General features: G+C 49.5%; 12 protein-coding genes, 1 tRNA gene and 1 pseudogene. 8 read left to right on the top strand and 6 right to left on the bottom strand.

Annotated elements, in window-relative coordinates; translation table 11 throughout:
• Positions 1-139: 139 nt before the first annotated feature.
• The 6 genes from RS584_RS19530 (at position 140) to RS584_RS19505 (ending at position 5,566) form a co-directional block, all read left to right on the top strand.
• On the top strand, positions 140-733 hold the full coding sequence (locus RS584_RS19530; protein ID WP_062938044.1) for a hypothetical protein: 594 nt from the start codon (positions 140-142) through the stop codon (positions 731-733).
• A 55-nt stretch (positions 734-788) separates the two neighbouring features.
• Positions 789-3,092, top strand: a complete 2,304-nt coding sequence (locus tag RS584_RS19525) for an N-acetylmuramidase domain-containing protein (protein ID WP_315748491.1) — start codon at positions 789-791, stop codon at positions 3,090-3,092.
• Complete coding sequence (locus RS584_RS19520) at positions 3,076-3,522, top strand: hypothetical protein (RefSeq protein WP_315748490.1); 447 nt, start codon at positions 3,076-3,078, stop codon at positions 3,520-3,522. The genes RS584_RS19525 and RS584_RS19520 overlap by 17 nt, the downstream gene beginning before the upstream one ends.
• A gap of 52 nt (positions 3,523-3,574) precedes the next feature.
• A complete protein-coding gene (locus RS584_RS19515) occupies positions 3,575-4,159 on the top strand; it encodes a hypothetical protein (protein WP_315748489.1) in 585 nt (194 codons plus the stop codon).
• A 34-nt stretch (positions 4,160-4,193) separates the two neighbouring features.
• Positions 4,194-5,021 carry a DUF3289 family protein gene (locus RS584_RS19510; RefSeq protein ID WP_047738284.1) on the top strand — a complete coding sequence of 276 codons (828 nt, stop codon included), beginning with the start codon at positions 4,194-4,196 and terminating at the stop codon, positions 5,019-5,021.
• A 71-nt stretch (positions 5,022-5,092) separates the two neighbouring features.
• Entirely contained in the window at positions 5,093-5,566 is a 474-nt protein-coding gene (locus tag RS584_RS19505) for a DUF943 family protein (RefSeq protein ID WP_315748488.1), read from the top strand.
• Positions 5,567-6,317: 751 nt separating this feature from the next.
• Here RS584_RS19505 and RS584_RS19500 read toward each other — a convergent pair.
• From RS584_RS19500 to RS584_RS19485, 4 genes and pseudogenes are all read right to left on the bottom strand, one after another.
• Positions 6,318-7,130 (bottom strand): hypothetical protein, encoded by an 813-nt coding sequence (locus tag RS584_RS19500; RefSeq protein ID WP_315748487.1) that lies wholly within the window; start codon positions 7,128-7,130, stop codon positions 6,318-6,320.
• A 719-nt stretch (positions 7,131-7,849) separates the two neighbouring features.
• Positions 7,850-8,583: pseudogene (locus RS584_RS19495) on the bottom strand (tyrosine-type recombinase/integrase).
• 159 nt (positions 8,584-8,742) lie between these two features.
• Positions 8,743-8,818 (bottom strand) — tRNA-Phe (locus RS584_RS19490).
• 95 nt (positions 8,819-8,913) lie between these two features.
• The gene (locus RS584_RS19485; RefSeq protein ID WP_017692680.1) at positions 8,914-9,627 is read right to left on the bottom strand and encodes a DUF554 domain-containing protein; all 714 of its coding nucleotides are present in this window, start codon (positions 9,625-9,627) and stop codon (positions 8,914-8,916) included.
• A gap of 181 nt (positions 9,628-9,808) precedes the next feature.
• Between RS584_RS19485 and RS584_RS19480 the strand changes: the two genes are divergently transcribed.
• Positions 9,809-11,947, top strand: a complete 2,139-nt coding sequence (locus tag RS584_RS19480; RefSeq protein WP_058687341.1) for an ornithine decarboxylase — start codon at positions 9,809-9,811, stop codon at positions 11,945-11,947.
• 76 nt (positions 11,948-12,023) lie between these two features.
• Here RS584_RS19480 and RS584_RS19475 read toward each other — a convergent pair whose 3' ends face one another.
• Both RS584_RS19475 and RS584_RS19470 read right to left on the bottom strand, forming a co-directional pair.
• Entirely contained in the window at positions 12,024-12,716 is a 693-nt protein-coding gene (locus tag RS584_RS19475; protein ID WP_252011006.1) for a response regulator, read from the bottom strand.
• Complete coding sequence (locus RS584_RS19470) at positions 12,706-14,343, bottom strand: sensor histidine kinase (RefSeq protein WP_017382937.1); 1,638 nt, start codon at positions 14,341-14,343, stop codon at positions 12,706-12,708. Before RS584_RS19470 ends, RS584_RS19475 begins: the two co-directional genes overlap by 11 nt.
• Before the next feature lie 345 nt (positions 14,344-14,688).
• On the opposite strand from RS584_RS19470, the gene RS584_RS19465 reads away from it, so the two are divergent.
• Positions 14,689-16,050 (top strand): 2-hydroxycarboxylate transporter family protein, encoded by a 1,362-nt coding sequence (locus RS584_RS19465; RefSeq protein WP_315748485.1) that lies wholly within the window; start codon positions 14,689-14,691, stop codon positions 16,048-16,050.
• The last annotated feature ends 6 nt before the right edge of the window (positions 16,051-16,056 follow it).

Genomic DNA, 16,056 nt, shown 5'->3' with positions numbered 1-16,056 from the left:
TATCCGGATAATATGAAACAGGCGTGATGTGAACATCTTATGATGTATGTGCGATTTCTCTGTTTTTTGCAGAGACGACGGGAACTGATCTTTTACATACAAATACGCGCCGCAACGAAATACACCTTTATCATTCTGGATGAATTCTAAAACAGTAAGTTTTTATGAGGTTTTTTTCGCTGGCTATAACATTAAGATACCGAATGAATTTTTAGATATCACTCCGGTAAACCCAGCCGAAAAGTGCGATTTTCCATTTTCTGAGTTTGTAGTCTTAGACGATGAGATGGTATTTTTTTATAACGATCTTGCTATATTTTATTTTAATAATCAGGAAGCATTAAAATTTCATGAAAAGAAAAAAGTTGAAAAAAGCATCATTGTAGGTAAAAAAACAACAGGATCGTCGAAGGTTTGTAAGCAAACTGAACATGATCCTGATAATTATAATACTTCTCGTGAGTGCTTTTATAAACATATGAACCTCATAAATACTTATCGAGAGTATAGGGAAGAATTAGCGGATGATAGTGCTAAATATCTCCAGGAAAAAATTGTCTCAAATAAGGATTTTTCTGTTCAATGCGACGGTGGATGCATTAGTGTTATCTACAAATGGAATGGGCCAGATAATCTTGTTGTTACGCAACAGTTTGACGGTGGTGAAACCGAAATCTCCTTCACTAAAGAAGAGCTGGGTTCTCGGGTTGTGACAAAATTATTTCCTGATTAATTTTTCTGCCTGCCGTCATTGCTGGCAGAGAATATTTTCCCGATAAGGATATACCATGAAAATCAGTTACCCCGTCAGGGATAAAGACGGAAAAGAGTTTCGTTCCCTGGCGGAAATAATGCGGCTGGTTGACGGGGAGGCACACGGCACCTGGCTGCTGGGAGGAAACGGGCTGTGGCACGGCGCAGTACATATCAGTGACGTGTCTAATCCTTATTCTGCCCTGACTCCGGCTACGCTCAGCTCCGGCAAACCGGTTCCCCTTCAGTTTATGGCTGATGGCACCATTGCGGCATACCGGATAAACAATGACTACCTGAAAGGCCCCTATAAAGGGCAGGAACTGCGTTACAGCAGCACGTTTGTTCTGGTGAAATCACTGTGTCAGCCAGACCCGCAAAAAGAAAAAAGCTGGCTGGAATTCTACAGCTTGTATATGCATCTGGCACCGGTGAAAGATTATCCGGCCTCCCCCTGCTATAAAGTCAGGGTCGGACACAGCGGGATACTGCTGCGTACATACGCCGACGGGATAAATGGCCTTCCGGACGGCCAGGAGAGTGGCGATCCTGTAACGTATCAGGCACCGCCAAAGACCCGTAAAAGTCTGAAAGCGGGAGATCGCTTTGTGTCATCGCGTACCGGACGTTTTTACGTGACGAAAGGGAGGCAGTCGACTCTGATGACATTCGGCCTGGTTCGCCTGTTGACCGGCGAAAAGATGGGAGATGAAGAGTACTGGGTAACGCTGGACCCGGAACTGATGGAGCCGGATGGCGAAATACAGGCGCTGATGCCTACGTGGATGCAGAATGCGAAGAAAAATGGCATTTTTGACTCGGTGCAGATGGGAGGGGAAACGGAAGAATGGAAGGTCAGCGCCGGAACGCCAGCAGGATTTATGGGACGTGAGGAATATCCCGGCAGTGAGGGTGGTCAGGTTGAGCGCGAGTGGTTTGTCCATCTTGAGGTACTAAGTGCGGACCCGAAGATGCCGGCATTTTTAGGCAATCCGGCAGGGGTGAAGGGCGATAAACGAACGGTGCTGGCCCCGAAAGGCAAAGTACTGTACACCCGCCGGACGACAGACGGGCAGGCGACATTTGCCGCCACGCCGGCCATTCTGGATGCTCAGCGCGTTCTCCCGCGAGAGGCCACAACGCCGGTGACGGATGAAACGAAGCAGTGGTGGTTTAACATCACGGGCAGCGGCTGGCTGCCGGAGAAGAATTTGGCAGAGGCCGGACAGTACGATTTTCTGAAGCTGGGTTTTCAGCCGCTGGAGGAAAGCAGCAGCGGCGATATGACGAAAAGCCCTTATGAAGGGTGGGTGCCGGAAGCCTTTGATTCAGTTAGTCGTGCAGCGGAGCAGGGAGATGAATGGTACGAACAGGTGCCGCCCTTTTACCGGGAGCTGATAGCGAAAATGGACGTCAACCATGACGGAAAGGTGACGGAAGAGGAAATCCGCCAGGCACTGGTGGTGCGGGACCCACTGGTGAGGAATGTGGTGAACCGGCTGGTGGTCAGACACCACAGCGAGTGGTACGGCGGCCGCACGACGGGGCGGTGGGAAGGATTTTATAAGGATCTGGACGCAGAGGAAGTGGCATACTGTGAGAAGTGGCAGACCGATCTGGAGTGGATGAGCGGGGTGTCGCCCTTCAGTAATGATGAGCCGGTGTGGCATTTTCATCCGGTTGTCTTTTTGGATGGGATTAATGATAGCAACTACCCAAAAACTCCCGTAGATAATGAACTCGCTCCATTAGTCTTTTTGCGGTTTTATAACGGCGAAATCATTGATGACGCAGACTTCGAAAATGCTGCTAAGATCTTAGAATGCGAAGTAGCAGCAATCAAGGCTGTCGCAAAAACTGAAACCGGTAATTCAGGAAGTTATTTTAAATTTGAACAAAAAGACGATTATGTTCCAGCGATTCTTTTTGAAAGACATCATTTTCATAAAATTACAAATGGGGTATATGATTCTCACTCTGATATTTCTAACAGACGCTCTGGTGGTTATGGAAGGATATCGGAACAATATCCCAAATTACTTCGAGCATATGCTTTAGATAAGCAAGCAGCCCTTAAGTCAGCATCCTGGGGAAAATTTCAGATACTGGCTTCAAATTATGAGGCTGCCGGGTATTCTTCACCCGAGGAGTTTGTGAGGTCGATTTCAGAGTCAGAGAAGAATCATCTGGTGGCATTTGTCAACTTCATTAAATCTAATTCTAAATTGTTACGCGCCATTAGAAATAAGGATTGGCTTAACTTTGCCTTAATTTATAATGGACCAAATCAGGATGGATATGACGAAAGAATGAGGGTTAATTATGAGATATATAGATAAGGCACTAATTTTAATAACATTATTATGGTCACCCTCTATCCTTTGGGCAACGGATAGCTATTTTTCATGTAATACGTCAAAAGGTACTGCGTCATTAACTGCTGTTGGTGAACGATTGATTTATGAAATGAATAGTCATCATGGCAATAAGTTTCAATATATTTCAGAAGAATCCATACATTCAGAATTTTTATATAACCATTACTCTAGGTTTCAAACTGATTATCTGAGTATCAGCTTCGTTCAGAGTGGATATAAATATGCGGTTTTTAGTAATTACGACAATGGTAATAGTGCGCGCGGGGTTAGCGTGATTGATATGAGAACAAAAAAAGAATATGTATATGATTGCAAGGATTATAAAGTGGATAGGCTTTCTGATTTGGCAAAGAAGCTTGAATGTGACACAAATAATGCACTAGGTTGTTAGTAAATGATATCTGACAACGTTCGGGCTGGTGTATCTGCTGAAAGGCGGAAAAATGAAAGATGAGCAGTACGGTGAAATACAGGTGCTGATGCCCGCATCGATGTTGAAGGCGAAAGTGAAAGGTGTTTTTAACTCAGTACAGACGGGAGAAAAACGGATGGTTCTGTCCCCGAAAGGAAAAATATTATACACCCGTCTGACGTCAGATGGGCAGGAGACTTTTACCGCCACGTCAGCCACTCTGGGTGCTCAGTGCGTCCTCTCGCGGGAAACCACCTTGTCGGTGACGGATGAATTAAGGCAGTGGTGGTTTAACATCACGGGCGCGGCTGGCTGCCGGAGAAGAATTTGGCAGAGGCCGGATAGTACGATTTTCAGAAGCTGGGTTTTCAGCCGCTGGAGGAAACCGCAGCGGCGACATGATGTACCGCCCTTTTACCGGGAACTGATGGACGCTATGGACAGCAACCATGACGGAAAGGTGACTGTGGAGGGCAGGCAGGAGCAGAGCACGACGGGGGACCATATAAGCCTGGTGAAGGGGGCGCGGAGCCTGGAGGTGAAGGGGGGACCTTCGGTCCACTCACTGTGTACTGTAGATAATTTAATAGATTATTCATGGAAGATATTTATTTAACAGAAGATGCGTTTTAGGATAAAAAGGCAATACTATGAAAGTTCCATTACTGAAGTTCCCCACTATGATATTTAAAACCAAACATCTTATGGATGATGAATCGGCTGAGGATATGAAATATGGTGATTTAACAGAACAGCAATTGCGCAATGATTATCATCTGGAGCAGGTATCAGATACCATTGATCCCTGGCGGAATCAATTTTTTATACCTGGAGTAACACAATTTCCTCAACCTCTTTCTGATGCTGAAGTCGTCAGTAATTTGTTCAGCGATTTCAGACTGGAGAGTGCGAAACTTACATTCATGGGGTATCGCAGTGTATTCCTTGCAATGGTTGATCATCTACAGAACAGAACTTCGGGAGTCTTTACAAGTAAAGATCTGGATCTGGCTGCTAAAGAACAAATTGAGAATGATAAATCAGTAAACAGTACCTATCTGTCAATAAAGAGTGTACTGGATCAAAATATTGATTTTGATGCTGGAGGATATCCTGAATCCCATAGGTCAAAATTGACAAGCGGTATTAAAAATAAAGTGTTGCCTAAGTTTGACAGGAACCAGGATAAAATAAATGGGCTGGGATTATCTGTCCACGATATGTATGCTACCCACATTACGTTAACATCGCTGAAGGTGGTTAAGAATACCTACGAAGCAACCATACATTACAGGATGCAGGATCACTTTGGTCTTGACAGTAATGATATCACTCATTGGCTTTATAGCCATTGGGATGTCTTTAAAATTTGGTTTGTACTTCAACATTATGAGAAAGAGAACTATGCTTTTAAACCATTTATTACAGAGATAAATGCTACCGTAAAAATATCAGGTATTAGAGGGTATTATTCCTGACAGTACATATACTGCTTGTGAGATATTTTTTTAATATAGTTAGTCCGATATTCTGCATGAGGAATGTGATTGTGTCATGGATAATAACTAAAAAATCCATTCATATTGTGACTGCCGTCATATTATTTTCTTCTATTGTTATATACTTATGGTCAGGTAGGCCAGTAGAGATCGTGGACATCCATTACGAACCGGGTGAACAACTTAACATTCTCGCCAGACACTTCCCTATTACAGACAGAGGGAAACTGAATTGGTGGAGAGAAAATGAAAGGAAAATCCTGGAAAAATACAATCTCCCTGAAAATGGTTTTTCTGTATACATATGGAATTTTGGTGATGGTTATCAAAAATTATCACCCTATGATGCTGAGGATGAATTTTATTGTTTCCCTGATATAAAATCAGAATCAAAATGTATAAGAAAAGATATATATATGTCCGTTGACTCAGGTGGTAATTATTATCGGATGTTTTTATTTTCTGGCTCTGGTTATTTTTACCAGCCCAACAAAGATAATAATATGCTTATCAGACCGAATTAAATCTCCAGCTAATCATAAGCTAACTGCTCGGTGATATGATTGGTTTTGTGATTCTTTTTTTTATTGTTTATATATGGCGTGTTTCACAAAGCCATCAGTTCTGCTCGTAAGATGAAACTGGTTTGTATGTATTGAGATGATGTTTTTTATTGGGGGAATTATATTTTTACTGATGTGGGTGTTGTGTGATTTTATTTATTAATTGAAAACAAAGGTGGTTGTGATAATCAATTCTATTGAGCTTGTTTATAAATCATTAACCGGTATAGTTATCCCTTATATGCCGTCACCAGAAAAAGTTCAGGGGAAATGCTCATGCTGTGAACGTTCGGCTGAAGCATTTTATTATTACGGCTACTGATTGCTTAACTGCTATAAAGAACCCGTTATGCACTGCCCGCAATGCCAGACTTTTTTGTCTCTGTGCCTGATATTTTAGGTCTTGAACCCTCTAAAAAAATATCAAGTCAGCGGTTTGGCCCGGAACCATCATACCGACTGGAATTATGAAGTTTTAGAGTTTCTGGAAACAGATGTTCTCCCGCGTTCGTGCGGGTTATCGATACGTATGCAGATTCGCAAGTTGGATGCAGGCAACTTTACCGCGTTCGCGCTCGTCTGCGGCGTGGCCACTGGCACGGTTTCTGTTCAGGGAAAAAAGTTAAGCCGGATACGAGAAAATATTCATACCGCTGCCTGCCACCGCAAATCATCGGCGGCAGATATTCCTGAACGACACAGGCCGTATCCGTCAGATTTTATTGCTGTACCGATTGACCAGATCCTCAACCACCATTTTGCAGGTTTTCTCTTTCAGATCTGCAATTTGCTGTTCTGTCATATCTTTTTTATTGTCTGTTTTTCCGGTCAACGGAACAGCCATCAATTCTGTATTAGCCGGCGAGTACGTTGCCCACTCCCCGGTCGCAACATCCACCAGAGCAAACCGGATCAGATAGCGCAGCGATGATCCGGAAACATTCCCGCCTGTATACTTTTTCCAGACCACCTCTTTTATGGCCGCATTATATTTCCCGGCTTCAAGTTCGCTCCAGTAAACCACAATGTTTTTTTGCCTTCCTTTTGCACCGATGTATCGCAGCGCCTGCATATAATTGGCATTGATCACGCCGTTTTTGCTGTCTGAAAAATTTTCCGTGTCGCTGTCTGTTTCCTTTGCAGGCGTTGCTGGTTTAACCGCCCTTTTTTTCCTGGCGACAGGAATACCGGAGAAAGTGGAAACCCGGTAATATCGCTGCATTTCTTTCTGCATGATAACATCAGGTGCACGTGATCCCGATTCCACCAGAATAATGGCAGAATTTTGCGGGATCTCAAACCCATTCGAGGCTTCCTCCACCGCATTCTCAATATCTTCTTCCGTAATATCCAGCGTCAGCTCATCACCAAAAACATCCCGGTCAGTAAGCTGTGATATGGGAGTGGAAATCGCATCCATGCGTGGTGTAGCCGCTCCGGTTTTCCTGCCATCAATAGATGATAATTTTGTGCATCCGGCCAGTAAAAGGATACAAATTATACCTGGCAGTGGCTTCATATTCATCAGTGAGTCCCTATCGTCATATTATATAGTATCGAAACTACCAAATTGGACAGTCATTATACCTTTATTTCCCTACAATATTAAAAAATAAATTCAATCACCCCCATGAATGATTTAGTTGGTAATATAGTTACAATAAATAAAACAGTATAATCAAACCAGACAAACTTTTGGGTAATGATTTATAAAGACCACTCGCAGGCTAAAATATATGTTAATGAAGATTATTTATGACCTGTTCAAATCAACGTTATTATTTAAGTTCTGGCCTGCATAAAGTTTATTAAGTCATGAAATACCTTTCGCGAAGGTAATTAAATAGCGGCAACATTTCCAGGAATACATATAACAAGCACATTAAGTAAGCACGGAAAGTTATATAACACGAAATAACCAGGGATCTGGATTATCAGATATTGAGATATTTTCACAGCTAATGGAGAATGTTGATATGTACCCCATCCTTCGTGACACCCAAAATACATCAATGCCGCAGCGCATATCAACGGACTGGCGGAAGAGGAAGAGGCGTTCAGGCGTCAGCATGTTTAAGCGCATGGAGAACGTCAGCAAGTCGTGTGGGAAGGTAGTCGATACGGCAGTCGCCGGGAGATGGAGGGTGACGGGGTTATCAGTCGGTGGGATGGCAGATGATGGCTGAATGCGGGCAGGCAGCAGTACCGGGTACTCAGCGACAGATACGCCGTCATCCGGCAGGCTCAGGCTGCCTTATGCCGCCCCGCATAAATATACGGGGCAATGTATCTCTCGCGGTTCACGTCCAGATAATCCGACCACCACTGCATCATCTCCATACGCGCCTCCAGATGCTCCGCCTTATGCTCGTACGCCGCCCGCACGCCGTTGCGCTCCTTGTGGTTAATCAATGGCATCCTTTGACCATGCGGACTCGTTCAGGGCGCTACAGGCCCACTGTTCTGAAACCGTGACCGCAAGCCTCGGTTTTGGTGTCGTAGCCAACTACCCACAGCGCCTTTTTGATGGTGTTTTCACTCATCAGCTTGTTCATGGAACGCGCCACGCGATGAAAATCTCACTCCCTTAACCGCTTCCCGCTGTGCAGGCACCGTCCAGATACGGGCTTCAGATTGAACTCATCCCAGCGGGCGAGACGTAGCTCGCTGGAGCGCAAAAAGACGTGCAGATTCAGCTCCAGCGCCAGACGGGTCAGTTCTCGCCTTGCGGGGCAGGGAGAGGCAAACGCCCGATACCAGCAGCTTACGCGCCGCATCTCGCTTTTCGCGGGCTTCCGCCAGCGTAACCTGCGGATAGGGGACGAAGGCCAGGCGGTTTTCTTTACCGTCAAAACGGTAGCGCAAATACCACAGCTTAGAGCCGCTGGCAGATACCGTCAGGTACAGACCTTGTGTATCGGTGAGTTTATAAGACTTTTCGAGGGGGTTCGCAGCGCGGATTTACTGTTAGTCAACATGAGGGTCTCTCCGTTCATCGAACTGAATGAACCCTCAATCTGACCCACAATTTTCCGGATACACAGGGATACACCAAAACGGATCAGGAAAGATTTTACGCTAACTCATTGGATTACAAACACATGGGGATTTATAAGTAAGCATAAAAAAAGGAAAGGTGGTGCCCGGACTCGGAATCGAACCAAGGACACGGGGATTTTCAATCCCCTGCTCTACCGACTGAGCTATCCGGGCAACGGGGCGCATTAAACCCGATCCTCCTTCCGGCGTCAACGAAATTTGTTGCTTTCGGTGCAGACTGCACACTCTCTCACCATTTCGTCGCAAACTTAAGCGAAAAAGCGCGTCCAGAGCGCGGAAAGCGGCATCGCAAGCAGCAGGGCGGGGAGCATATTCACCACTGCAAACATCTTAATGCCACAGATGCGCAGCCCTGTCGCCAGCAGCAACAGGCCGCCGACGGCGGTAAAGTCTGCCATCATCGCTGGCGTTGTCAGCGGCAGGATCAGCGTGGCGCAGGTGGCCAGCGCCAGCTGAATAAGCAACATCGGCACACAAATCGCGGCGACGGCGATGCCGAGGGTGGTGGCAAAAATGGTGGCAGTAAAGAAATCCAGAAACGCTTTCGCAATCAATATGCTGGGATCGCCGGTCATCCCTTCCTGCATTGAACCGAATATCCCCGTGCCGCTGGCGCAGAACAGAATAATGATCGCAACGTAGTTCTGAATAAACGACTCGTGCGTGCCGTGCTTTGCCTTGCCCGGTCGGGCAATCAGATTTTTGGCTTTGCCTACCGCGTGATTAATGCCTTTTTCCAGATAGCAAAACTCGCCGATGAGCGCGCCGAGCAGCGTCGCCAGTACCATCACCGGCAGGTTGGCGCATTTTACCACTAAAAGGATACCAATCCCTAACGACGCCAGGCCAAAAATAGAGGGCATGGAGACGCGGATACGCTCCGGCAAGCGCTGACTTAATACTGCCCCAAGCACGCCGCCCAGCAATACGGCTCCCGCATTGATAAAGGGTCCAATTACCACGTTTAACTCCTGTTATTTAAGCACTGGCATTGCATGATTATGGCACGTTTGTCCCTGATTACGCTTAGCTTTGGGAGGCGTAACGCATACTGATTCCTTCTTGCACCTGAAAATAAAAGGTGACATGATTGCGCGAATTTTCTCCTTCCTGTCTCACCGTTCGGTGAGGGTATTTGCGCTTATGAAAACCATGAAAATTGCCGTCAGCCGTGAGCTGGTATCCAAAGTTTCTACGCATCGCGAAAAAGTTATGCTGGATAACACCGATTTTACCGATGTGGCGGCAGTCGTCATTACGGTTGTTGAAAGCTACAGCGGCATTCTCGCGTTGCTGAAGCGTACGGGCTTTCAGTTACCGGTATTTTTGTTCTCAACAGAGCCAGGAGAGGTACCAGAGGGTGTCACGGCGATCATCTCGGGTAAAGCACAGGAATTGCTGGAACTGGAATCTGCCGCCTGCCGGTATGAAGAGAACCTGCTGCCACCCTTTTTTGACACCCTGAGCCAGTATGTGGCGATGGGAAACAGCACCTTTGCCTGTCCGGGTCACCAGCACGGTGCCTTTTTCAAAAAACACCCGGCGGGGCGGCAGTTCTATGATTTCTTCGGTGAGAACGTTTTTCGCGCCGACATGTGCAACGCCGACGTTAAGCTGGGCGATCTGCTGATCCACGAAGGCTCCGCCAAGCACGCGCAAAAGTTCGCGGCGAAAGTGTTCAACGCGGATAAAACCTACTTCGTGCTGAACGGCACGTCGGCGGCCAATAAAGTGGTGACCAATGCGCTGCTGACCCGTGGCGATCTGGTGCTGTTCGATCGTAACAACCACAAGTCCAACCATCATGGAGCGCTGATCCAGGCCGGGGCAACGCCTGTCTATCTCGAGGCAGCCCGTAATCCGTTTGGTTTTATCGGCGGGATTGATGAACACTGCTTTGATGAGGCCTGGCTGCGGGAGCTGATCCGTGACGTCGCGCCGCAGAAAGCCGCCGAGGCGCGCCCGTTCCGTCTGGCGATCATTCAGCTCGGCACCTACGATGGCACAATCTACAACGCCCGTCAGGTGATCGACAAGATCGGCCACCTTTGCGACTACATCCTCTTTGACTCCGCCTGGGTCGGCTACGAGCAATTTATCCCGATGATGGCGGAAACGTCTCCGCTTCTGCTGGAACTGAACGAGAACGATCCGGGAATTTTCGTGACCCAGTCGGTCCACAAGCAGCAGGCCGGGTTCTCGCAAACGTCGCAGATCCATAAAAAGGATAACCATATTCGCGGTCAGTCGCGCTTCTGCCCGCACAAGCGGTTGAACAATGCGTTCATGCTGCATGCCTCCACCAGCCCGTTTTACCCGCTGTTTGCTGCGCTGGACGTGAACGCCAAGATCCACGAGGGCGAGAGCGGACGCAGGCTGTGGGCGGAGTGCGTCGAGCTGGGCATTGAAGCACGCAAGGCCATCATCGCCAACTGCAATATGATCAAACCGTTTATCCCGCCGGTGGTGGCGGGGCGGCCATGGCAGGATCACCCCACACAGGCTATCGCCAGCGAGCGTCGCTTCTTTAGTTTTGAACCGGGTGCAAAATGGCACGGTTTTGAAGGCTATGCCCGCGAGCAGTATTTCGTCGATCCGTGCAAGCTGCTGCTGACCACGCCGGGCATTGATGCTGAAACAGGTCACTATACCGATTTCGGCATTCCTGCGACCATTCTCGCCCACTACCTGCGCGAGAACGGCATTGTGCCGGAGAAGTGCGATCTCAACTCCATCCTGTTCCTGCTGACGCCAGCCGAGAGCGCGGAGAAGCTAATGCAGCTGGTGGCGATGCTGGGGCAGTTTGAACAGCATATTGAAGACGACACGCCGCTCGCGGATGTGCTTCCGACTATCTATCAGAAATACCCGGTGCGTTACCGCGACTACACGATCCGTCAGCTGTGCCAGGAGATGCACGACCTCTACGTCAGCTTTAACGTGAAGGATTTACAGAAGGCGATGTTCCGTCAGGAGAGCCTGCCTGCCGTGGTGATGAACCCGCAGGATGCCAACCAGGAGTACATTCGCGGGAACGTCGAACTGGTGCGTATTCGTGACGCCGAAGGACGCATTGCCGCCGAAGGTGCGCTGCCATACCCGCCGGGCGTGCTGTGTGTGGTGCCCGGGGAAGTCTGGGGTGGAGCAGTACAGCGCTATTTCCTGGCGCTGGAAGAGGGCATTAATATGCTGCCGGGTTTCTCGCCAGAGTTGCAGGGCGTTTACAGCGAGAAAGATGCGGACGGGATTAAGCGGCTGTATGGATACGTATTGAATGTCTGAACGTAGGCCGGGTAAGCCTTAGCGCCACCCGGCGAGTTGCCCGGTGGCGCAAGCTTACCGGGCCTACAATACTGCGTCAGGCATCTGCGCGGCGGTACATCCTTCTCGGATGCCCAATCTTCCCGTACAGCATCTCCACTGTCAGAAAGCCCACCTCCACGCAGTGTTCCAGATAGCGCCGGGTGGTGGTTTTACTCAGGCCCGTCTCGCTCACCACCTCATCCACCGTAAAACAGTGCGCCGCCTTGTTGTTAAACAGCATTTGCACCCGCGCCAGCGTGTTCTCCTCTATCCCTTTGCTGCCGTTGTCCAGGCGATAGTTTTTCGCCTGCAATTGATAGAGTGAATCCACGTTCTGCTGGTCGACAATCTTCCAGACGCGCTGCTGTTCGGCAAACTGCACAAAACGTTCCAGCGACTGGCTCAGGCGCTTCCAGGAAACCGGCTTGAGGATGTAGTCGAACGCGCCGTTACGAATTGCCTGGCTACAGGTGTCCATATCGCTGGCGGCGGTGATGAAAATCACCGAGCAGTTGGCGCGGGTGAGCATCGGGTTGCTGATAAGGGTGATGCCTTTGCCGTCCGGCAGGTAGTTATCCAGCAGCATCAGCTTCGGCTGTTTGCTCTCCAGTTGTACCTGCGCGTCGGCCAGCGACGCGGCAATCCCCACCAGCCTCAGGCGCGGATGTTTACCGATAAGCTCCGCGTGCAGTTGCGCCAGTTCGTTCTCGTCTTCAACAATCAGTACGTCGATAAGTTCATGTTGCATAGTCGGTATCTTCCAGTTCCTGTACGGGGTGCCGGGCCGTTCCCGTGGCGGGAATAAACAGTGAGAAAATGGCACCGCGTGGGGTGTTATCGGCAACTTCAATTGCACCGCCAGCCTGTGTGACATAGCTTTCAATCAGATACAGGCCAATACCATGATCGCCGCGCGTTTTGGTGGTGATGCCGCGCTCAAAGATCCGGTCGCGGATCTCCGGTGTGATGCCGACGCCCTGGTCGGCGACTTCAATAATCAGTTCCTGCTCGTTCAGCTTAATCAGCACGTCCACCGGGGCATGCGGGAGCGGTGCACGCTGGGTCGCTTCAATGGCGTTATCCAGCAAGTTCCCGATGATCGAGATAAGTTCCGATTCGAGCAGCGGCAGGAACGGTTTATCCACCCGGCAGGCCGGGTCGAAACTCAGCTCAACGCCTTTTTCACGCGCGCGGGCGGCCTTTCCAAGCAGCAAACCACACAGCGTCGGAGAGCTAAAACGGGACGAGATAAAGTCCAGCAGCTCCTGAGCGTGTTCCGACTGCGCCTGTATGTAGCGAATCGCTTCGTCATAACGGCCCATATGCAGCAGGCCGGACAGCGTAGTCATGCGGTTCAGCTGTTCATGGCGCATGATGCGCAGGTTATCAACATAGCGCTTCACCTGGCTGAGCTGGGCGCTGAGCGAGTCGATCTCGTTGCGATCGCGAAAGGTGATCACCCAGCCCTGCAACGCATCTTCCAGCATGATCCGCACCCGGCTGGCAATGACCGTGAGATCGTTAAAGCGACAGATCTCATCGTGGGTGTCTTTCGCAAGCATGGTTTGCGCGTTGAAGAACGGGACGGGCGCGATCACCTGGCTGATGAGTTGACCTCGCAGTTCGCGGGCGGGCTGGCGTAAGCCTAATAATTTACGCGCCGCCTGGTTGATCACCTCAATGCGGAGATCGTCGTCGATGGCAATCACCCCTTCATAAATGGATTCCATCATCGCCTTTTGCTGGCGCACCAGCAGGCCGATTTCGCGCGGCTCCAGAGAGAATATCTGCTTCTTGATGCTGCGGGTGAAGAACCAGGAGAAAATAAACAGGGCGATAAGCAGCAGCACGGCGGCAATCAGGATATTAACCACCTTGTTGACGGTGATGGTGTCCAGATAGCTCGTGAGATAGCCTACCGAAACAATCCCCACCACCTGCCCGGCATCATTAAAAATGGGCGCTTTGCTGCGCAGCGAAATGCCTAACCCGCCCTTGCGGATGGTGATGGTGCTTTTACCGTGTAATACCTCGTCGTTATCTCCGCCAACCAGCGTTTTGCCTACCCGGTCGGCAAACACGGAGTGGAAAAGATGCAGCCCCTTATTGTCACCAATCACAATAAAACTGGCGTCGCTGCGGGCGGCTATTTTCTGCATAAAGTCATGGATACCCAGGATATCCTTTTGTTCGACTTCTTTTCGCAGGGTAGGAATAAGCGCAATTTCTTCGGCCTGTATTTTTGCGCGCGCGCTCATTTCCTGATAAAGCTGCCTGCCGACATCGACATAATAATATCCGCCCAGTAATGCGAACAGCACTGAGAAAAAGGCGACCAGCGAAATAAACAGCTTGATCTGAAACGATACTTTCATAACTATCACGCGAGATATCAACAGGTCGGCTGAATATATCATCTTTTAAGGCCAGGATGCCCGCTTTGCCGAAAACTTGTGATCCCTTGCACAGCGCAGCCTGTAAAAGATTTTTCCGAAAGTCTCATCCTCTTAAGGTTAAATGAATAAATGTTATTTCTTTGTTCAGTTAAGAAAAGAAACCATAAAAACCACGGCAATAAATAAGGCGTAAATCACATTAAATAAAAGAAACCATTAAAACCATAGCGTCCATTAAAACTTCGCTTTTAATATGCCATCCCTCACATAAAGTAAGCCTTTGTGACTCTAAGCTGAACGCACAAAATAACTAAGGGGCTTATTATGAGCACAACTGACGATTCATTCTCTGTTACCCACGACCCGATTGATATTCAGCGGCCATCGCTCAAAGAGCGCTGGTGGCATATTATGGATACCTGGAAAATCGGCATTATTCCTCTGCCGCTGTTCGTTCTGGCGGGCGCGCTGATTGCGATTGATTGCCTGGGCGGAAAACTGCCGAGCGACATTGTGGTCATGGTGGCCACGCTGGCCTTCTTCGGCTTTGCCTGCGGTGAATTCGGCAAACGCCTGCCGATTGTCGGCAAGCTCGGTGCGGCGGCAATTTGCGCCACCTTTATCCCTTCCGCGCTGGTCTATTACGGCCTGCTGCCGGACGTGGTGGTTGAGTCCACGACCAAATTCTATAAATCCACCAATATTCTCTACCTCTATATCTGCTGCATTATCGTCGGCAGCATCATGAGTATGAACAGCACCGTGCTGATCCAGGGCTTCCTGCGCATCTTCTTCCCGATGCTGTGCGGTGAAATCGTCGGCATGATTGTCGGCATGGGTGTTGGGCTGGCGCTGGGCCTCGAGCCGTTCCAGATCTTCTTCTTTATCATTCTGCCGATCATGGCGGGCGGCGTCGGGGAAGGGGCGATCCCGCTCTCTATCGGCTATGCCACCCTGCTGCATATGGATCAGGGCGTGGCGCTCGGCCGCGTGCTGCCGATGGTGATGCTCGGCGGCCTGACGGCGATCATTATCTCCGGCTGCCTCAACCAGCTCGGGAAACGCTACCCGCACCTGACCGGTGAAGGCCAGCTGATGCCGAATCGCGCCAACGCTGATGCCACTGTTTCCCAACCTGCGTTCTCCGGCAAAGCGGACGTGACGACCATCGCCTCGGGCGCGCTGCTGGCGGTGCTGCTGTACATGCTGGGCATGCTCGGCCACAAGCTGATTGGTCTGCCAGCGCCGGTGGGCATGTTGTTTATGGCAGTGCTGGTGAAGCTCTGCAACGGCGCCTCTCCGCGTCTGCTGGAGGGTTCCCAGGTGGTGTACAAATTCTTCCAGACCTCCGTGACCTACCCAATCCTCTTCGCTGTCGGCGTGGCGATTACCCCATGGCATGAACTGGTGGCGGCGTTCACCGTCAGCAACCTGCTGGTGATTGTCAGCACCGTTTCCGCGCTGGTGGCGACCGGATTCTTCGTTGGCAAAAAGATTGGTATGCACCCGATTGATGTCGCCATCGTCTCCTGCTGTCAGAGCGGGCAGGGCGGCACCGGTGACGTGGCGATCCTGACCGCAGGCAACCGCATGAGCCTGATGCCATTCGCCCAGATTGCTACCCGTATCGGCGGCGCGATTAACGTGTCTGTCTCACTGCTGATTCTGGGCAACTTCCTCGTTTAAGTTTTC

This window comes from Enterobacter sp. DTU_2021_1002640_1_SI_PRY_ASU_LCPMC_013 (assembly GCF_032389435.1).
GTDB classification, from domain to species: Bacteria; Pseudomonadota; Gammaproteobacteria; order Enterobacterales; family Enterobacteriaceae; genus Enterobacter; species Enterobacter hormaechei_C.
This window is presented reverse-complemented; position numbering and strand designations above follow the sequence as displayed.